This is a genomic window from Arcobacter sp. YIC-80, from assembly GCF_044841725.1.
GTDB lineage: Bacteria > Campylobacterota > Campylobacteria > Campylobacterales > Arcobacteraceae > Arcobacter_B.
In genome coordinates, this window is record NZ_JBJBSI010000013.1 from 26,124 (window position 1) to 47,112 (window position 20,989).

Consider the following 20,989-nt stretch of genomic DNA (forward strand, 5'->3'; position numbering starts at 1 on the left):
CTTGTATAAAATAAAACTTAATATAACACATAAAAGTAAAATTTTCTTTACTTTTTAAGCTTTTTAAAAATGAAAAATCTGTATTATAAAAGATATAAATTATAGTAGAATACTATCTTAATATAAGGAGTTTTATGAACAATGAATATAAATTAACCAAGTTCGTTAAAGCTGCTGGTTGAGCTGCAAAGATGGGTCCGGGGGATCTTAAACAAACAATTTGTGACTTAAAACCAAATGACAGCAGAATTTTAGTGGGCTTTGATACAAGTGAAGACGCTAGTGTATACCAAATAAATGATGAACAAGCTATAGTACAAACTCTAGATTTTATTACTCCTGTGATTGATGACCCTTATGTTTATGGACAGATTGCAGCTGCTAATTCTTTATCAGATGTATTTGCTATGGGAGCAGAAGTTAAAACTGCTTTAAATATAGTAGGATTTGATAAAGCTAATCTATCTTATGAAGCTTTAGGAGAGATTCTAAATGGTGGAAATGAGAAGATTAAAGAGTGTGGTGGACTTTTACTAGGTGGTCATACTATTGAATCACCTGAGATGTATTATGGACTTTCTGTTACAGGTATGATACATCCAAATGAAATAGTAAGAAACAATACAGGAAAAATTGGTGATGTTTTAGTTCTTACAAAACCAATAGGAATGGGTATTTTAACAACAGCTATTAAAAGAGATTTATTAGAACCTGCACTAATTAGAAAATGTGCAGATATTATGGCAAGTTTAAACTACTTACCTTCAAAAATTATGAAGAAATATAGAGTAAGTTCTTGTACTGATATTACTGGTTTTGGACTTTTAGGTCATGCTTTAGAGTCTGTAAATGAAACTACATCATTTATGATAGAGTGCTCAAACGTACCTGTGGTTGAAGAAGCTATTGCTTTAGCAAATGATGGAGTAGTTCCAGGTGGTACAAAGAAAAACATGAAATACTTAGAAGATAAAGTATCTTATATGAGTGGCTTATCACAGCACTGTAAAACACTGCTTTGTGACGCACAAACATCAGGTGGTTTACTAATAGCAATGCCAAAAGAAGACGCAGTTGAGTATATAAAAGAGCTTGAAGAGTTAAGCTTTGGTTATGCTTCGATCATTGGGGAAGTTATTCCTAAAGGTGTTAAAGATATTATAGTTCACTAACTATAATATCTTAATACATACTACTTATAAGCTCATCTTTTTTCTCATGAGCTATCTCAAAATCACAAGCATATAAAGAGTTTGATTTTAGAAATACAATTGAGTCATTTATAGTTTTCATAGCGTCATTTGTAAGAAGAAAATACTGCATAAGTCCTTCATGAATATCAACAGCAACTAATTTTAAGCTATCACTTTCTTCTAAAGCTTTTAGATGATTTTGTTCAAATGCAGTAAAAAAAGCCAAACAAGCAGGATCAGGAAACATAATATCATCACTTGCATGATACTTATGCTTTATCGTAACTAAATGACTAAAACTTTCTAAAGTGCTTTTTAAATCAATATCATTTCTGATTCTTAACATTTGATTTAAATTATCCGTTACTTTTAGTTGCCAAATCTCTTCCATACTCTCTCCTAAAATTTATTATTTTTCTAGTCTATTTATTAGCTTTTCACCAAATGCTTTTTCTATATATGGTGAGATTTGCCATTGGTTTTTAAACTCTTTGTATTCGTTTACTACTTTACTTATATTTTTCGTGTCTTCAAAAAAAGCTCTTATCATTATATTTTTAGGAGTATGCTCCATATCTATAAACTCTAAAACTTGTGTTCTATATCCCATAATCTCTAAAACATTTGCTCTTAAACCATCAGTAAGTAATGATGCTACTTTTTCTTTGATGATTCCATACTTCATAATAGGAGCCATTTTTTCATTTTTGATTTTCTTTAACAGCTCATGTTGACAACAAGGCACTGCTAAGATGACCTTTGCACCCCATCTTACTGCTTGAGCTAATGCTTCATCAGTAGCAGTATTACAAGCATGAAGTGAAATAACCATATCAACCTCACCGTACTGCTTAAAACCTTTTATATCACCTTGCTCAAATCTTAAGTTATCATAGTTTAACTTTTTTGCTAGGTTTGAACAAAACTTGATTACATTTTCTTTTAAGTCAAGTCCTACAATCTCAACATTGTAACCCATCTTTAACACTAGATAATCATAAAGGGCAAAAGTTAGGTATGCCTTTCCGCAACCAAAATCAATAATTCTAATAGTTTTGTTTTTATCTAAATAAGGAATACAATCAGAAACCAACTCTAAATAACGATTTATTTGTTTAAATTTATCGTATTTTGATTTGATAACTTTACCTTCTTTTGTCATAATTCCAAGCTCTATTAAAAAGGCTGATTTTTCACCCTCATTTATAATATACTTTTTCTTTCTATTATGACTTATCTCTTCAAACTTTCTAGTGGCTTGCTTTTTGTTTATTTTAGCTTCACCTTTTTTGTTTACTAAAATATGATAATCCCAAGAGCTTGTATGAATAACAGCTTGTTTAAAATATGTTTCAATAAGCTTAGATAAATCTTCTTTTGTTTCGTCATTGTTTAAGTTTTTATGTTCTACATTTTTGTCATAAAAGTATTCAAATTGGTATTTTTCTTCATTTTGAATGATTACTTTTTTTATTGTTACTTTGTTGAAAGTTTTTTGGGCATTTTTTTGTATACCACTTAAAACTGAATATATTATCGCTTCTTCATCTACTATATTTTGTATTGCTTGAGTTATGCTTTGCATATTGTTTTAAACTCCTGTTACTTACTGCTTATTTATAAGACTATTTTTTCGTATAATATCTAAAGTGAGTTCATTTATATATTAATCAATGAACTCATTTTTGTTGCCTTGGATTTTTTCTATTAGTTTGTTTCTTTGTCTTTCCCACTTATCTACTGGATCTAGCTTATCCCAAACTTCTAATATCTTTTTATCTTTTGGTGAGATTTTCATATCATAAGTCTTTTCAAAATAAAAATATGTTCTTGCTATATTTCCTTTTATCTCATCCCTTGGCTCTACTACTCTTCTTTTGAAGTCCACTTCAAAATCCACATCTTTTCCATACCATCTTCTCTCACCTTCGATTTGCGAAAATCTAAAGTTTGACCTATCAGCATTTAACTCACCAATGGCTGGAACTAAATTGTGTAAATCAGCTTGCATAAATCTATACTTTTGATTTACTTTAGTACAACACTTTCGACCTTTGTAAGACTTGCCATTTTGTTTTACACACTGCGAATCACCCTCATACCAACAAGAAAACTGTCTACCAAAGTTTTGTGCAGGAATTACATGCTCCCACTCTATTCTTCTTGCTCTTTTGTTTTGCTTGCCTTTTTTTGTGTATTCATTTCTTGGTGTATAACCACATGAGCTTCTATCAATCATATTTGATTTATCTTTATAGTTATATTTACATCCTGCATAAAAAGTAATCTGATTACCTTTATAGACTTTCTTTAGAAGCTTTTTTGACTTACTAAAAGAATCAATAGTAGAATTTGCATATAGAAATACAAAAGATAGAATAAAAATAAAAACTAAACGCATAAACTCTCCAAACTTTTTGAAGAAGTATAACGTATAAATAATTGCTATAGATTTATAAAAATGGGAAGTTTTAAAATAAATAATATTTTAATTTGTTTTATATTTATATAGTTATTTATTAAAAATATATCTATTTATAAGTTAAGGAAATAAAGACTAAAATCAAACAACTAAATCAATTTTAGGATTAACATGAATAGTGATTATAAAAAACGAGCTTTGATAAATACAAACAAAATATCATTTTTCAGATGAACAAAAAATCATTATTGATACTGAAACCTCACAATGGCTAGAAGGACAAGGCAATCTAAAAGTAATACCTCTTGATGTTCAAACAGCACTGGTTAAATGGCCAAAAGACGAAAGGTTTATTCCTCATAAACATTGGGGAGGTGAAGAGATATTTGTTTTAGATGGTGTATTTATGGATGAATATGGTAACTATCCAAAAAATTCGTGGATAAGAAGTCCTCACTTAAGTGAGCATTTTCCATTTGTAAAAGAAGAAACTATCATCTTTGTAAAAACTAAGCATATATAGAAAAGCATAATTTGACAAAAAAGTAAAATAAACTTTACCATTTCATTAAGTTAAAATGAATTATATATTAGATAAAATCTCTGAATTATTTTGTAAGAAAGTATGATTTTAAGGGGAGTATAGCCATTTAGAAATGGCGAGAAGGTGTAGGAATCGAACCTACCGAGGCGCGTACACACGAACCTCCGATCAGGGTTGAAGCCTGCGGTGTCCACCAGGATCACATACCCCCCGCTTAATAGAATTGAAATCTTACACCATTTTATTTTAAAACTATCTGAAAGGGTAAATATGGGTTTACTTAAGAACCTTCCAAAGGTTGACAAGTTTGTCAACAACAAAGCTTTTGAAGAGCTTTCAAAACAGTTGATTACAAGTATTAGTAAAGATACTATAAATCAATACAGACAAGACATCTTAGATGAAAAAATCCAAGATTTTACACAAGATGATATTATAAATGATGTACTTAAAAAGTACAAAAACATCACAAAACCTTCACTTCAAAAAGTTATAAATGCTACAGGTATTATCGTACATACGAACTTAGGTAGGTCTTTGATAAATCCTGATAGTTTTGATAGAGCAAAAGAAGTTGCTACTTCATACAATAACTTAGAGTATTCTCTTCAAGAAGGCAAAAGAGGTGAAAGATATGAACATATAGTATCTACTCTTCAAGCTCTTACAGGCTGTGAAGACGCTATTGTTGTAAACAACAACGCAAGTGCTGTATTTTTGATACTAAATACCTTTGCTAAAAACAAAGACGTAGTTGTAAGTCGAGGTGAACTTGTAGAGATTGGGGGAAGTTTTAGAGTTCCTGAGGTTATGAGCCAAAGTGGTGCAAAATTAAAAGAGATAGGTACTACAAACAAAACTCATCTTAGAGATTATGAAAATGCCATTGATGAAAATACATCGATGCTTATGAAAGTTCATAAATCAAACTACTCTATTGAAGGCTTTACATCAGAGGTTTCTTATGAAGACATCATCAAAGTAGCCAATGAACACAATGTTATAGATTATTATGACATGGGAAGTGGTCATATCATAGATTTGCCTTACAATCTTGACTTAAGTGAACCATCACTTATAAAATATATGCAACACAAACCAAGCTTACTATCTTTCTCAGGGGATAAGCTTCTTGGTTCAGTTCAAGCAGGTATCATAGTTGGTAAAAAAGATTTAATAGCAAAAATCAAAAAAAACCAACTTCTAAGAATGCTAAGAGTTGATAAAATCACTTTAGCAATACTTGAAGATAATCTTACTTCATATCTAAAAGGTCAAACACAAAACATCCCTACACTAAAGATGTTACATGAAGATGTTAAGACTTTAGAGCAAAGAGCAAATACTCTAAAACAAAGTATAGAAGATATTTGTAAATGTGAAGTTATAAAAACTCAGTCTTTAATAGGTGGAGGAACTACTCCAAACAAAAAGATACCAACTATCGCACTTACTTTAGAGTACAAAGATTATAAAGCAAACAAAATAGAAAAACTTCTTAGAAAACAAAACTTGATAATAAGAATAGAGAATGAAAAAGTTCTGATAGACTTTAGAAGTATCCAAGAACACGAAGTAAAAGAAATAGAAGAGATTATAAGAGGAGTTTTTAACTAATGTCAAATATTATTATAGGAACAGCAGGACATATTGACCATGGTAAAACTGCTTTAATCAAAGCTTTAAACGGTTATGAAGGTGACTCTACAAAGGAAGAGCAACAAAGAGGTATCACTATTGATTTATCTTTTTCAAACCTTACAAGAGGACAGCAAAACATAGCATTTATTGATGTGCCTGGGCATGAAAAACTTATCAAAAACATGATTGCCGGTGCTTTTGGATTTAACTGTGTTATGTTTGCTATTAGTGCCCAAGAAGGTATCATGCCACAAACTGTTGAGCATATTGAGATTATCAATCTTTTAGGTATCAAAGATGTAGTTATTGTGATAACTAAAAAAGATTTAGTATCACAAGATGAGCTAAAAGACCAAGAAAAAAGAATTCAAGAGTTTTTTAATGAATATGACTTTAATATAAACTTTATACAAGCTGTTTCTGTTTATGAACCGGATTCAATAGAAACCTTAAAAGATAAACTTTTTAGTATAAAAAATAAAGCAAAAAAAGAAGAAAACTTCTTTAGGTACTATGTAGATAGAGTGTTCTCTCCAAAAGGTATAGGTACAGTTGTTACAGGTACAGTTTTAGGGAAGCCTTGTGAGTTAAATGAAAAGGTTTTTTTATGTCAAAGTGAAAAACAAATCAAAATCAAAAACATCCAAGTTCACAATGAAAATGCCCTAGAAGCAAACATCTCAAATAGAGCTGCTTTAAACTTACAAGGTATAAATGCAAATGCCATTCAAAAAGGTGATTTACTTAGTAAAAAAGGCTTTTTAAGAGGCTTTGATATGATTGATATTTCTTTTAACACTTTAAAACAAAAAGAGTTAAAACACAATCAAAAATATACACTTTTCATAGGTTCTAAAAAACTTGAAGTTAGAGTTTTACTGTTTGATTCAACTACTAGCTTAAAAGAAGGCTTTGCCACTATAAAAGCCGATGAAAAACTATATACTATTTTTGGTGAGAAAATCATCTTAAGATTAGGAAATGATACTATTGCTGGTGGTAAAGTTCTAAATCCTATCGCAGATCCTATGAAAAAAAATCAAAAAAGAGAACTTTTAGAAGCTCTAAAAGAAGAGAAGTTTACTTATGCTTACAAAAAGCTTCTTGAAGCTCACAAAAAAGGTTTAGGGCTTATTTCATCATCTCAGAGATTTGCACTAAGTCATGAAGAGGCTATCGAGTTTGCCAATAATTTAGAAGATGTATATATTGATGAAAAAGAACTTACGATTTATCCTATTGAAACAAAACAAATTATTATTGACTTTATCAAAGAAATCTATACTAAAAATAAGTACGCCCTACTTTCACCAGCTTCTATAAATCTTAGAATCAAATGGGCAAGTGAAAGCTTCATCGAAGATGCTTTAACACACCTAGTTGATGAAGGCTTTTTAGTAAAAAATAATAAGCTTTACAAAAGTAAAGATATAGAAGAAGATTATGAAGACAGACTAAAAAACATAGTTTTAGAAAGATTAAAAACAGAGCATATTACACCAACAGCACCTTATAATATCTATGATGATTTAGATTTAGATAGAAAACTTGGAGATAATATTCTTAAATCTTTAACAGCAAAAAAGCTTGTGATTAGACTTCAACACAATCTATTTATTCATAGTGAAAGTTTAGATAGTATCGTAAGACAGATGAAAGCTATCATTCAAGAAGATGGATTTATTGAAATTTCAAACTTCAAAGAAAGACATCCTTTAAGTAGAAAATATCTTATTACTTACCTTGATTATTTAGACAACTTCTCAAATATCAAAAAAGATGGGAAAAGAAGAGTTCTAGCCTAACTAACACTGCTTTAATTATAAAATAAGTACAATTCCAATCTTATATAAATTTAGGATAAAAAATGGAACTTGTACTTATTGCTATTGCATTAGCTATGGATAGTGTTGCTGTGTCTATTGCTAGTGGAAGTAAATATAAAAATATAAACTTTTCAAACACTTTAAAAATAGCAGCTTTTTTTGGTATAGCACAAGGTTTAATGCCTCTACTTGGATACTATCTAGGTGCTTTATTTGCAGATTTTGTGGATAGTATTGATCACTATATTGCTTTTGTGATTTTAGTATTTTTAGGTTATAAGATGATACAAGAAGCAAGAGAAGATGATTTTGAAGATGAAGTAAAAGACTTAAAAACTAAAACACTTTTTATTTTAGCAATTGCTACATCTATTGATGCACTTGCAGTTGGAGTTACTTTCTCTTTTTCAAATACTGATATTTTTTATGCTGTAAGTTTAATCACTCTAATAACTTTTACTTTATGTATAGTTGCTGTATATATTGGTAAATATTTAGGTGGATATTTAGAAGATAAAGCAGAATATTTAGGTGGGTTTATATTAATAGCCCTTGGATTTAAGATACTAATAGAAGGATTAGCTTAATATAAAATGACTTTTACAAAAGAACAAGAAGAGATTATTTTCTCAAAAGAGCCATCTTTTAAAATAAATGCCGTTGCAGGTAGTGGTAAAACCACTACTCTTTTAGAGTATGCAAAGCAAAACAAACACCTAAAAATTTTATATCTAGCATACAATAAATCTCTTCAACAATCAATCCAAAAAAAACTAAGTGAATATAACTTATCAAACATGAGTATTAGCACTATTCACTCTTTAGCCTATAATAAAATAGAAGCATATAGATATACTCTTGCCCATGATTTAAAGGTACAAGTAATTGAAAGAGTCTTATGCTCTTTTGAGCAAACAGTAAATCAAAGAAATAACTACTACCCTATTCCTGAGTATATTGCTCTTATGAAGGATTTAGTAAACTTTTATTGTAACAGCTCATTAATAGCACTTGATTTAAAACTTATAGAAAACTACAAAAAACAATCAGACTTAAGTGCTAAGATTTTAGAGCTTATCAACAAAGATACTTCAAGGGTTTTAGCCCATCTAAAACATATCTTATCTTCTATGAAAAACAAACAAATAGACGCAACCCATGATTTTTATCTAAAGATGTTTTATCTAAACAAAAAAATCAGCTCAAACCTTGGATATGATTTGATTTTAGTGGATGAAGCCCAAGATATTTCAGATGTGATGATAGGAATAGTCGAATCACAAAACTGTAGAAGAGTTTATGTGGGGGATTCTTTTCAGCAAATCTACTCTTTTAGATATGCAATAAATGCCTTAAATAAAATAGATTTACCAAGCTTTAATCTTACAAAAAGTTTTAGATTTTCAAATGAATATGCAAAAGACTTACAAAGAAGAATCAATAGCCTTTATGAAAAAAACAGTACTAAACCTTTAAATATTTCAGGTATTGACTCAAAAACTTCTTTTAATAGAAACTGTATTGATGAAGATAAACAATATACTATTATCTCAAGGTCGACTTTTGGTCTTATGCAAGAGTTGGTTCAACATATTCATTCAGATAAAAAGTTCTATTTTGAGGGAGGATATAACTCTTATTCATTTATGAACCAAACTGTTTACTCTATTTTTTATCTAAAAGAGAAAAAAAATGATAAAGTAACCCTAGATGAAATAAAAGATTTTGAATCCATTTATGAATTAGAACAGTTCGCAAAAGATACAAAAAATCAAGACTATTTAAATATCATAAAATTTATCAATACCTATGGAGATAATATCTTTGATATAAATAAAAAAATTAAAGATAGGCTTACTACAAACAAAGAAGAAGCCAATATTATCTTCACAACAACCCATAAATCAAAGGGTTTAGAGTATAACCAAGTTTTAATGACAAATGATTTTATCACAAAAAAAGAGATAAGTAATCCAAAAAGTAAACTATCTCACTTAAGAATAAATGAAGAGTTAAATATCTACTATGTAGCAGCTACAAGAGTAAAAAAAGCTATTGATTTAGCTTCACTAAATCTTGATTATACTTATAAAGAAGGTGATATGGTAAGTTCAATAGCCAAACCAAGATATGCAAAAAAAACAAGTGATAAAAAGATGAAAGATTTACAAGAAGAGTGGCTCAAAAAAAACAGAGTGAAAAAAGTCGATGCGTTCTAAAGTCCTAATTTTAATAGTAATTTTTATAGCTATTATAAGTTCGTATCTTATTTTTGCTCAAAAGCCAAAAATTGAAGTCTCTTTTTATCACTGGGAAAATAGCTTCAAAGAAGAGAATGTCAAAGAAAAACTTTATATAAAAGTCTTAGATATTTCATACTCAGGAAAGTTAGAGTTTGAAAAGACAAACTTTATAAAAAAACCATCAAAAAACTTCATTCCTACTGTTTATATCACAAATGAAGCTATGAAAAATATAGACTCAAAAAAAATAAGCAAACTTATTTTAGAGCAGACAAAGACTTATGACTTTAGTGAACTTCAAATAGATTGTGACTGGTCACTTTTAAGTAAAGCAAACTATTTTGACTTACTTAAAGAGCTTAAAACTAAATCAAATAAAAAACTTAGTGCAACCATAAGACTTCATCAAATAAAATATTATGCAAAAACAGGAGTTCCACCTGTTGATTATGGAGTTTTGATGTACTATAATATGTCAAATATCACAGATATAAATACAAAAAACTCTATTTTAGATAATAGTATCGCAAAAAAATATCACTATAACTTTGATGAATATCCACTAAAATTAAAACTAGCTTTGCCTTTATATAATCAAGCCATTAGATTTAGAAAAAATAAACCTTTAGATATCTTTGAAGGTGTAAAAGAAGAAGACTTTAAAAAAAGCTTTGTCAAACTAAACAAAAATCTTTATAGAGTTGAAGAAAGTATGTATTTTCAAAAAAAATATATTTACAAAGGTGATATTTTTAGGTTTGAGCAAAGTTTAGAAGAAGACTTAGCTATTGCTATAAATGACTTTTTTTCAATAACTAAAACTCCTTTTAATGAAATCATTTTTTATAGATACTCTTATAAAAATAGATATAATCTAAATAATTTAATCAAGGAAAACTTATGATATTAAAAATACTCTCTTTTGTTTTATTTCTTACTATAAACCTTTTTGCTTGTGCTTCTGGTTGGGATTATCATGATAAACAGTTTGTATTTTTACAACAAAGAGAACTTCCTTTTTCAAATCATACTGGCAACTTAAAAGATGTAGCAACATACAATAGTATTCATTGGGAATATCAAAAAAGAAATAAACAAGCCAACTTAAAAGAGTGGCAAAAACAGTTTAAAAATAGACTTACATTAAAACAAATTGAACAAATAGTTTATAAAAGAAAAAACCTAAAACTTATAAAAAATAAAGAGATTTTAGAATACCTAAATTTTGTAGATAAACAAGAAGCCTTAGTCGCTCCAACTTACTACTATTATCAAAAAAAGAAAAAAAACATAGACCCACAAGTTTTGATAAAAGAAGCTTTACAAAAAGCAGAAAAAGTAAAATCAACTTATTTACAACTAAGATATTTTTATCTTGCATTTAGACTTGCACACTATAAAAATAAAAATGCCTTAGAAATTTACGAAAGTTATAAATATCTTTTAAATAACAGCTCTAAAACTATAGTAAAAGATTGGATTGAAGCACTATATGCAGGAGCTTTGATAAAAGACAAACAAATAGCTTTAGGAGTTTATAGATTTACAAAACTTTTTGATAAGTCAAAAATAAACTGGCAATTAAGCTTCTATAACTTTTATCATATAAATACAAATGAGCTTTGGAAAGAGCTACTAAAATATGCAAAATCAAAAGAAGAAAAAGAGAAGTTTATAACTCTTAGAGCTTTAAATACAAATGCAAACACTCTAATAGAACTTCAAAACCTATATGAAATAAATAAAAACTCAAAATGGTTTGATTTCTTACTTTATAGACAGCTTTTATATACACAACACTTCTTTGACGAGCATACTTTATATGAAAGAGATTTTCAAGTAAAAGAATATATTAACTTTTTAGAATCAATTAGAAAAGATGATATGTATTTGATTGATTTATCACTAGCATACTTCTATTTGTATGAAGGCAATATCAAAAAAGCCCAAGAATTTTCAAAAAAATTGCTTAAATCATATAAAACTCACGAAACAAAAACATTAAGTTATATTATTTATTTAAATGGCTTAAAGGAAGTGTCTTTAGAAGAAGAAAATACCATTTATGAGAGAATGACAGAACTTTTAAAAGAACACCATCATACAAATATACATAATGATTCAATTCATAACTATACTTTCAAAAAATTAGAAAAGCTTTATAAATCTCAAAATAATGAATTAAAAATGATTTTAAGTGCAAGTGTAAACTACTTAAGTTCTACTATTTTTGACTTAAAAAGTATTGAAAATTTTAAAGCCTTTATAAATTTAAAACCTAAATCAAAACTTGAAGAATACTTCATAAAACAGCATAAAAAAAGAGCTTATATCTTAGAAAACAAAGAAGGGTTTAGTTTATCAAAGAATCTAAAAAATACAAATACAAAACTACTTATAAATAATCTAAAATTTAAAGAAGCTCTTGATATAAATGCAAAACTTTTAGATGAAAAAATCAGATTTAATCCTTTTAATGTAAACATAAAAGGAAACAACAGACAAGGGAAACAATACACTTATACAGTTAAACAATTTTTAGAAAAAATACTAGAGATTAAAAAACAACTAAGTTTAAACAAAAAAAGTGTTATAGATAACTATCTATATGCAAATGCTTTATATAACTTAAGCTATTTTGGTAACTCAAATAACTTAAGCACTGTATATAGAAGTGTTTACTCTTTTGAAGATAAAGACCTAGAAGAGCAAAAAATAGACTTATCAATAAAACACTATAAACAAGCTTTAGAGTATGCAAAAAACGAAGAGTTTAAAGCAAAAATATTATATATGCTAGCAAAATCTGAACTAGCCTCTTTTGATATAAAATTCTCTAAAAAAAGAGAACCTTACTATATCACAGGAAAAGAAAGTTATGAGCCTGAAAGATTTTGGATATATTCAAAAAATAAAGTTTATAAAAAATACTTAAAAAATGGCTATGGTAAATTTTTTGAAAAATTAGACAAAGAATACTCTAATACAAAATACTATGAGGAACTAATCAAAGAGTGTGCTAATCTAAGAATATATAAAAAAGAAATTAGATAACATTCAAACATAAATAAATAAGGAAAAAAATGCAATATTTTGGAACATTTGAGACTAAATATGAAGAAGTTTTTTTAACTTCAAGCTATATGTATTTCAATTATGATGAAGATGACATCATAACAGCAAAAGACTTAAAGCAAAAAATCAAAACAAACAAAGATAGAAAGAAAAATATCATAGGTACAGTTTACTTATATAACCCAGTTGTAACTCCTGTAGGTTATGACTCAAATACTTTTCTTTTAGAACAAGACTTTGATCAATGGGGTGATTTTGTTGAGATAAAAGGTGAAAATTATATAACTATCTTTAAACAAGCTATGAAAGAGCAATGTAAAGGAAAAATTGTAGAGTTTAAAAACCTATTTAATCTTGTAGAGCAAAATATCGATGCCTCATCTCTTCTTATGAAGTTTAATTCAGATTTAGAAAAATACAACTCTTTCCAAAATACAGAATTTGATAGAGATATTATGTATTTAGATGCAGCAAATTTAATACCAAACGGAAAATTTGTATTTTTTGCATGGGGAGATAAGATTAGAGAAAAAGAATTTCCATATATAAATGACTATGCAAAGCTATTATATGAAAATGTTTTAAAGCTTGGAAAAAAAGAAGCCTTTGTTTTTAAAGAAGAAAAATCAAAAGAAGGTGCTATTGAGTACTTACAATTCTCTAATCCAATGCAAAATATAAAAAATAAAAACTCAATAAGTGAAGCAATAAAGAAATCTTTTGAACAGTTTCCACCTGTTCCTACACCATATAAGTAAAAAAGATTATATAAAAATAGTCTTTTTTGCTTATTTAGAAAAAAAATAGAATTCTCTTATAATTTCAGGGAAATTTAATAAACAAGCTATTATAATTTCACCCACATAAGCGATTGGGGTATCGCCAAGCGGTAAGGCACTGGTTTTTGGTACCAGCATTCGCAGGTTCGAATCCTGCTATCCCATCCATTTATGTAACAATTTTATCATTGGTGAGGTTGGAGAGTGGTCAAATCCTGCGGATTGTAAATCCGCCGCCTACGGCTTCGAAGGTTCAAATCCTTCCCTCACCACCACTTAAGTATTGGTTCGATAGCTCAGTCGGTAGAGCAAAGGATTGAAAATCCTTGTGTCGGCAGTTCGATTCTGCCTCGAACCACCACTTATAAATAACAATATACACTGTGTGCGAGTGTGGCGGAATAGGTAGACGCGTGGGACTTAAAATCCCATTCCGGTTTCGGAGTGTGAGTTCGATTCTCACCATTCGCACCACCTTTTAAATAACTTTCAAATAAAAAAATAATTCACAAAATACATTTAAATTAAACTCTTTTATAAATATTTTTTATATAATAACAAAACTCATAATAGTTGCTGTTTTTGTATTATTTTGATACCTTTAGACTTGATACTATTAAAATACTTTTTTAATATATAATTTATTAAATATATAAAAGGACTAGCTTGAACATAGAAGAAATGAAAATTATTTCTATTGATGACAATGAAAACAATCTATTTTTAATAGAAGCTTTTTGTAATGACATGGGTCTAAGTGTAAAAAGTTTTTCAGAACCCTTAGATGCTTTACTATACGTACTAAACAATCCTATTGATATGATTTTGATTGATTATATGATGCCTCAATTAAATGGCCTAGAGTTTATTAAAGAGTTTAGAAAAAACAATACTAAAGTACCTATTATTATGATTACAGCTGCTAATGATCAAGAGATACATAATGAAGCTTTTCAAGCAGGAGCAAATGACTTTTTAAATAAACCTGTAAACTCTACTTTATTTAAAGCCAGAGTTCTTAATCTTTTAAACTTATATAAAAATACATTATTATTAGAAGACAAAGCTAAATTGTTAGAAGAAGAAGTTCTAAAAGCAACTAAAAAACTTATTGATAGAGAGCATGAGACTTTAAGTATCTTAGGGAAAACAGCTGAATATAAAGATCCAGAAACAGCTTCTCATGTATCAAGGGTGGCACACTATTCAAAAATATTAGCAAGAGAATATGGTCTAAGTCCTAAAGAACAAGATATAATTTACTTTGCTTCTCCTTTTCATGACTTAGGAAAAGTAGGAATTGAAGATGATATTTTACTAAAACCAGGGAAGTTAGATAATAATGAATTTGAAACTATGAAAACACATCCTTCTATTGGATATGAAATACTTAAAAACTCAAATAGTGAATATCTTCAAGCAGGGGCCATTATTGCTATTACTCATCATGAGAAGTTTGATGGTTCAGGTTATCCAAAAGGTTTAAAAGGAGAGGATATTCATATTTATGGAAGAATCGTAGCAATAGTTGATGTTTTTGATGCTTTAACTTCACACAGACCTTATAAAAAAGCTTGGAGCTTTGATAATGCTCTTAATTTACTCATAGAAGAAAAAGGTAAACATTTTGATCCTAAAATCATAGATTTGTTTATTGAAAATATTGATGAAGTAAAAGATATATACAACTCTTTTAAAGAAGAATAAAATGAACTTTATAAAAAAAATATTTGCCTTATTTCTAAACCCTTTTACTGGGCCTATTTTTGTTATTACAATAATTTTAACAGTATCAATGGTTTTTATTATCCCTCAATACACAAAACAAAATAACCACAAACAAATGCAACAAAAAGCTCAAGAGCTTATAACAAATTTGAAAAAAACAAGAGCTTACTATACAAAAAATGTTATAAATAAAATAAAAAACAATAAAGATATAACAATAAACTATAATCATGCAGAAAATAAAAATACTATACCTTTACCTGCCACATTGTTACATGATTTAAGTGTAATATTACCAAACAATAATATAAAAATTAAAATGTATAGTAACTATCCTTTTCCAAATAGAAAAGATAGAGTTTTAAGTAAACATGAAAAAGAAACTCTTTCTTACTTAGTAAATAATCCTAATCAAATCTATACTAAAGAAATAAAAGACTATTCAAATAAATTTTATAAAGTAGCAATAGCAGATATTTTTACTGATATGTCTTGTGTAAATTGTCATAATACAAGAGCAGACACTCCAAAGGATGATTGGAAAATAGGTGATGTAAGAGGTGTTATTGAGGTTAGTATACCTTATAAAAATGAATTTATATTAACAACAAAACAAACATTAATTATGGTTTCAATTTTAATATTTTTTATCTTAGTTTTAGCAGTCCACTACAATGTTATTTCAGAAAAAAACAAAAAAAATCATAAAAAAGCAAAAGAACTATTAGAAAATGAAGTTGAAAAAAGAACTCAAGATTTAAGAAATGCAAACAAACTTTTAGGACAATATAAAAAAGCTGTTGATTTAAGTGCCATAGTTTCAAAAACAGATAAAAATGGAAAAATTACCTATGTAAATGATGAATTTATCAAGATATCTAAATATACAAAAGATGAACTACTTGGGGAAAGTCATAATATTGTTAGACATCCAAATATGCCTATGAGTGTATTTAAAGAATTATGGGCGACAATTTTAGATAAAAGAATATGGAAAGGTCAAATTACTAATCAGGCTAAAGATGGTACTGCATATTATGTAAATACAACTATTGTGCCTATTTTAAATTATGAAAATGAGATTGAAGAATTTTTAGCTATAAGGCTTGATATTACAGATGTAATAACTTCACAAATAAAAGCTCAAAAAGCAGATGAAGCGAAATCCATATTCCTAGCAAATATGAGTCATGAAATTAGAACTCCTTTAAATGCTATTATTGGTTTCTCTGATATCCTTTGTAAATCTAAATCTTTAGATATTCATGGTGTTAAACAAGCTAGAATTATTCAATCTAGTGCTAACTCTTTATTATCTATTATTAACGATATCCTTGATATCTCTAAAATTGAAAGTGGTAATTTTGATATTACTATTGATAATACTGATTTATATTTTATCTCTGAACATGTTGTTGAGCTTTTCTCTAAAAATGCTATTGAAAAAAATCTTAAACTTATTTTTAATATTGATCATAAAATACCTATGTGTATCCTATCTGATGGGGTTAGAATTAGGCAAGTCCTTTCTAATCTTTTATCTAATGCTATTAAATTCACTCCTGAGCATGGTAAGGTTGAACTTAATATATCTTTACTTAATATATCTGAGGGTAAGGCTACTATTAGTTTTGAAGTTAAAGATACGGGTATTGGTATCCCTAATGATAAACTTGACAATATTTTTAAACCTTTTATTCAAGTTGATCATAAATCTACAAGGGAGTTTGAAGGTACTGGTTTAGGTTTAAGTATTTGTTCTCATATTATTCAAGCTTTAGATTCTAAAATCAATGTTAAGAGTTCTATTGGTTTAGGTACTATTTTCTCTTTTGATTTAACTTTTGATATTTGTGATGATTCTATTCATACTAATAAAGATTATCTTCATCATTTAAATTTCAAAGTTGAGAATACTGACAATGATTTATATCATTATATTAAGAGGTATTTATCTATTTTTGGTACTATTAATATTAATAAGTCTTCTTCTAATGATATTTTTGTTTTTAATTTCAATAAAAATTCTAATTTAGATGAGCTTAGAAAAGCTCATAAAGACAATCCTATTTTAATTTTATTTGAGTATGAAGAGGATTTAGAGTCTTTTTCTTTAAATTCTAATGAGCAAGGTTTAGCTTTACCTTTTTATGCTTCTAAGGTTAATGATGCTTTACAAGAGCTACAGAAAAAGTCCTCTTCTGTTCCTTCTATTCAAGAAGAAAGTTTAGGTGAGTCTTTTATTGGTAATATTTTAGTTGCTGAGGACAATTTAGCTAATCAGGAGTTAATCTCTTATATTTTACAAAGTTTCAATCTTAATTATACTATTAAGCCTAATGGTTGGGAAACTTTAGAAGAGTTTATTTCTAATCACGAATCTTATGATTTAGTTTTAATGGATATTAATATGCCTGTTATGGATGGTATTGAGGCTTTCAATAAGATAAGGGAGTATGAAAAGAATAATGCTTTAGGTAATATTCCTATTATTGCTTTAACTGCTAATGCTATTAAAGGGGATAGGGAAAAATTCTTAAATCTTGGGATGAATGAGTATTTATCTAAGCCTGTTAATACTAATGAGTTAGTCTCTTTATTTAGTAAGTTTTTAAAGAAGAAAGATATTAATCTTTCTTTACTTCAAGATGATAGTAATTCTACTGATGATAATTCTCAGGATATTTTATCAGTTGATATTGATATTCAGAAGGTTGTTAATAAGCTTGGGGTATCACAGAATATTGCTATTATGATTATTGAGAAGTTTAAGAAGGAAATTCATAAGGATTTAGATGAGTTAGAATCTTTTATTCAGGCTAAGGATTCTTCTAATATTATTTCTAAGGCTCATTATATTAAGAACTCTTGTTTAAATCTTGCTTTAGATGATATTTGTTCTTCTCTTCAACTATTAGAAAGTGAAAATGTCTCTATTGAAAAAAAATTTACCCTCTTCTCTTCTATTAAAAATGCATTTGCTTCCATTTAAGAGGTCTAAAATAGTCTTATTTATTCACTTTATTATATTTTAACTAAAAAAATAAGACAATTTCATCTCAACAAGAAGTAAATAAGATATACTTTAAAAAATTGAATAAACTATAAGGAATAAAAATGTCAAAAATTGGTATTTTAGTTGCAAGTGCAAATAATAATAGAAAATTAGGTGAAAAATTAAAAACTTTAGCACTTGAATTAAACTGTGAAGTAGAATTAATAAATCTAGTTGATTTAAATTTACCTTTATATAGTACAGTTGAAGAAGAAAAAAACGGTATCCCAGAAGTGGCTTTAGATTTAGCTAACACTATTTTAGATTTAAAAGCATTTATTGTAATTGCTCCTGAATACAATGGTGTTATGCCTCCTGTATTAAACAATGCAATGGCATGGACTTCAAGAGCTACAAAAGACTGGAGAGATGCATTTAATGAAAAGGTTGTAGGATTAGCAACTCATAGTGGTGGAGGTGGAGCTAAAGGGCTTCAAGCAATGAGAATTATGTTTCAACACTTAGGTGCAAATATTTTAGCTAGAGAGATTTTAACAACTTATGAAAAACAGTTAAATGAAGATTCTGCTAAAAATATGATTCAACAATTAACAAAACTTACTAAAATCTAAAATATAGGCAAAATGCCTATATTTTAATACCATGCTATTGATTTGTAAATAAATATCAGGGAAATTACTTAAAAAATAGAGTGCTTCTAAATCTTATTGATAAAGTTATCACACTAAAATGTATTTATAGTTTTAAAGTCAAACCTTTGTAACCTCCTTATCGAAATAAAAAAGTATACTTTAGTTTTAATGACTAAAGTTAATGAAAGTATAAACTTTAAAAACTTAAATTTCAATAAATTTTAGCACTTAATTAATTAGAGTGCTAGATATTACTTTGGAATTTTAATTATAAATTCTGCACCACTATATTTTGATTCTTCATACATAAACTCTTTATTTGATACTTCAATAAAACCTTGCATGTGTTTCTTTACAATTGTTTCACACATATATAACCCTATTCCTGTACCTTGAGACTTATGTTTAGTTGTAAAGTATGGTTCAAATACTCTATTAATAATTTTAGGATTTATTCCATCAGCATTATCTAATATTTTTACACATAAAAATTCTTCATCTTGATATGTTTCAATCATAATGAGTTTTCTTTTTTTATTTATCTTAATTAATTCATCACTAGCATTATTTAAAATATTAACTAAAACTTGGATTAGTTCATTTTTAAAAGTATGTACTTTTAAATCCAATATATTTTCTACTATCTTAATATTATGAGATTTAAAATTTGTTTTTGTTAGATTAACACAGTAAGAGATCACTTCACTTATATTAAATGAAGTCTTTTTATAACTAGGCTTAAAAAAATCACTAAAATCATCAATAGTTTTAGAAAGATATTGTGAGCTTGTATTTATATCATTTAAACCATTTGTTAATGTTTCTTTATCAAGAGTGCCTGTGTCATTTTGAATTTTCATACCAGTAGATAATACTGAAATCATAGATAAAGGTTGACGCCATTGATGGGCAATATTTTCAAGCATTTCACCCATAGCAGCCATTTTTGCCTGTCTTTGCATTATTGTTTCATATTCTGTAAGCTCTTTTTTTATTTTTGAAACTTCTTGTTTTAATCTATTATTATAATTTTCTAAATCTTTATTTAGTTTTTCTCGTTGTTTTTCAATTTCTAGACGTTCTGACATATCTCTTGATATAGCCATAATATAATCTTTTCCATCATAGTTTTTTAAACTAAGTGAAGTTTCTACATATACACTATTATTATTTTTCCCTACATATTTTCCATAAGTTATAAGATTTTTTTTGTCTTTTATTTTATTAAATATAACAGACATATCTTCTGAGTCTAAATAAGATTCTCTCAAATCAGATATTCTTAATTGTCTTAGTTCATTTATAGAGTATTCAAGAGTATTACATACTTTTTTATTTGCAAACTCTATTTTTTGAGTTTCAAAGTCTACTAAAAATATCATATCACTTGATTCATTTATAAATTCAAAATAAAGTTTTAACTCTTCTTGTTGCTTTACTTTATGAGAGATATCTAAAACATAAGATATTAAGTGTTCAATTCCTTCTATATCTATGATTTGAGAACTTATTTCAACAGGAAAGGTAGTACCATCTTTTCTTTTATGTATTGATTCAAAAACAGATGCATTATTTAAGTTATTTTTTTGAAATTCATTAAACTTCTTTTGATAAGCTTCTTTACTAATAACTAAAGCATCTAAGTCCCAAATATTTAAGCCTGACACTTCTTTTTTTGTATATCCCAAAGAGTCACATGCTGTTGTGTTAGCTAGGAGTATTTTACCTTCTGAGTCTATCAAATAAATTGATTCTTTCGCTAATTCTAAAGAAGTAATTAAAAGATTTTTAATGTTGTTTTTATTAATCTTAGTCACAAAATAACCTATAAATATTTATTTTTTTTAATATTATTTTTAATTGATTATATCTAAAGTATAAAAAATATGC

16 protein-coding genes and 5 tRNA genes are annotated in these 20,989 nt (G+C 27.6%); 16 read left to right on the plus strand and 5 right to left on the minus strand.

The window, feature by feature from the left end:
• Nucleotides 1-134 precede the first annotated feature (134 nt).
• Nucleotides 135-1,172: a selenide, water dikinase SelD gene (selD, locus tag ACH5BK_RS13330; RefSeq protein ID WP_404308222.1), complete on the plus strand. Its 1,038-nt coding sequence runs from the start codon at nt 135-137 to the stop codon at nt 1,170-1,172.
• Nucleotides 1,173-1,182: 10 nt separating this feature from the next.
• On the opposite strand, the gene ACH5BK_RS13335 is transcribed toward selD, so the two are convergent.
• From ACH5BK_RS13335 to ACH5BK_RS13345, 3 genes are all read right to left on the minus strand, one after another.
• The gene (locus ACH5BK_RS13335; RefSeq protein WP_404308224.1) at nt 1,183-1,584 is read right to left on the minus strand and encodes a DUF695 domain-containing protein; all 402 of its coding nucleotides are present in this window, start codon (nt 1,582-1,584) and stop codon (nt 1,183-1,185) included.
• Between the two features lie 18 nt (nt 1,585-1,602).
• On the minus strand, nt 1,603-2,778 hold the full coding sequence (locus tag ACH5BK_RS13340) for a class I SAM-dependent methyltransferase (RefSeq protein ID WP_404308226.1): 1,176 nt from the start codon (nt 2,776-2,778) through the stop codon (nt 1,603-1,605).
• An 81-nt stretch (nt 2,779-2,859) separates the two neighbouring features.
• Nucleotides 2,860-3,594: an endonuclease gene (locus tag ACH5BK_RS13345; RefSeq protein WP_404308228.1), complete on the minus strand. Its 735-nt coding sequence runs from the start codon at nt 3,592-3,594 to the stop codon at nt 2,860-2,862.
• Between the two features lie 268 nt (nt 3,595-3,862).
• Here ACH5BK_RS13345 and ACH5BK_RS13350 point away from each other — a divergent pair, with 268 nt between their 5' ends.
• Complete coding sequence (locus ACH5BK_RS13350; RefSeq protein ID WP_404308265.1) at nt 3,863-4,138, plus strand: cupin domain-containing protein; 276 nt, start codon at nt 3,863-3,865, stop codon at nt 4,136-4,138.
• Nucleotides 4,139-4,272: 134 nt separating this feature from the next.
• Here ACH5BK_RS13350 and ACH5BK_RS13355 read toward each other — a convergent pair.
• Nucleotides 4,273-4,371, minus strand: a tRNA-Sec gene (locus tag ACH5BK_RS13355).
• A gap of 58 nt (nt 4,372-4,429) precedes the next feature.
• On the opposite strand from ACH5BK_RS13355, the gene selA reads away from it, so the two are divergent.
• The 14 genes from selA to ACH5BK_RS13425 all read left to right on the plus strand — a co-directional run bounded on the left by selA (nt 4,430) and on the right by ACH5BK_RS13425 (nt 19,078).
• A complete protein-coding gene (gene selA / locus ACH5BK_RS13360; protein ID WP_404308231.1) occupies nt 4,430-5,776 on the plus strand; it encodes an L-seryl-tRNA(Sec) selenium transferase in 1,347 nt (448 codons plus the stop codon).
• Nucleotides 5,776-7,605, plus strand: coding sequence for a selenocysteine-specific translation elongation factor (gene selB / locus ACH5BK_RS13365; protein ID WP_404308233.1), 1,830 nt, complete (start codon nt 5,776-5,778; stop codon nt 7,603-7,605). Before selA ends, selB begins: the two co-directional genes overlap by 1 nt.
• 62 nt (nt 7,606-7,667) lie before the next feature.
• Nucleotides 7,668-8,213: a manganese efflux pump MntP family protein gene (locus ACH5BK_RS13370; RefSeq protein WP_404308235.1), complete on the plus strand. Its 546-nt coding sequence runs from the start codon at nt 7,668-7,670 to the stop codon at nt 8,211-8,213.
• Nucleotides 8,214-8,219: 6 nt separating this feature from the next.
• Nucleotides 8,220-9,845 carry a UvrD-helicase domain-containing protein gene (locus ACH5BK_RS13375; protein ID WP_404308237.1) on the plus strand — a complete coding sequence of 542 codons (1,626 nt, stop codon included), beginning with the start codon at nt 8,220-8,222 and terminating at the stop codon, nt 9,843-9,845.
• The gene (locus ACH5BK_RS13380) at nt 9,835-10,773 is read left to right on the plus strand and encodes a hypothetical protein (protein ID WP_404308239.1); all 939 of its coding nucleotides are present in this window, start codon (nt 9,835-9,837) and stop codon (nt 10,771-10,773) included. Before ACH5BK_RS13375 ends, ACH5BK_RS13380 begins: the two co-directional genes overlap by 11 nt.
• Nucleotides 10,770-12,923, plus strand: a complete 2,154-nt coding sequence (locus ACH5BK_RS13385) for a hypothetical protein (protein WP_404308241.1) — start codon at nt 10,770-10,772, stop codon at nt 12,921-12,923. Before ACH5BK_RS13380 ends, ACH5BK_RS13385 begins: the two co-directional genes overlap by 4 nt.
• A gap of 29 nt (nt 12,924-12,952) precedes the next feature.
• The gene (locus ACH5BK_RS13390; RefSeq protein WP_404308243.1) at nt 12,953-13,702 is read left to right on the plus strand and encodes a hypothetical protein; all 750 of its coding nucleotides are present in this window, start codon (nt 12,953-12,955) and stop codon (nt 13,700-13,702) included.
• A 114-nt stretch (nt 13,703-13,816) separates the two neighbouring features.
• A tRNA-Gln gene (locus ACH5BK_RS13395) sits at nt 13,817-13,891 on the plus strand.
• A 22-nt stretch (nt 13,892-13,913) separates the two neighbouring features.
• A tRNA-Tyr gene (locus ACH5BK_RS13400) sits at nt 13,914-13,998 on the plus strand.
• Between the two features lie 10 nt (nt 13,999-14,008).
• Nucleotides 14,009-14,084, plus strand: a tRNA-Phe gene (locus ACH5BK_RS13405).
• Nucleotides 14,085-14,110: 26 nt separating this feature from the next.
• Nucleotides 14,111-14,197, plus strand: a tRNA-Leu gene (locus tag ACH5BK_RS13410).
• Between the two features lie 192 nt (nt 14,198-14,389).
• Entirely contained in the window at nt 14,390-15,430 is a 1,041-nt protein-coding gene (locus tag ACH5BK_RS13415; protein WP_404308245.1) for an HD domain-containing phosphohydrolase, read from the plus strand.
• Nucleotide 15,431: 1 nt separating this feature from the next.
• Nucleotides 15,432-18,443, plus strand: coding sequence for an ATP-binding protein (locus tag ACH5BK_RS13420; RefSeq protein WP_404308247.1), 3,012 nt, complete (start codon nt 15,432-15,434; stop codon nt 18,441-18,443).
• Between the two features lie 125 nt (nt 18,444-18,568).
• A complete protein-coding gene (locus ACH5BK_RS13425) occupies nt 18,569-19,078 on the plus strand; it encodes an NADPH-dependent FMN reductase (RefSeq protein ID WP_404308249.1) in 510 nt (169 codons plus the stop codon).
• Between the two features lie 272 nt (nt 19,079-19,350).
• Here the strand turns inward: ACH5BK_RS13425 and ACH5BK_RS13430 are convergent, their stop codons facing one another.
• Complete coding sequence (locus tag ACH5BK_RS13430) at nt 19,351-20,916, minus strand: PAS domain S-box protein (RefSeq protein ID WP_404308251.1); 1,566 nt, start codon at nt 20,914-20,916, stop codon at nt 19,351-19,353.
• Nucleotides 20,917-20,989 lie beyond the last annotated feature (73 nt).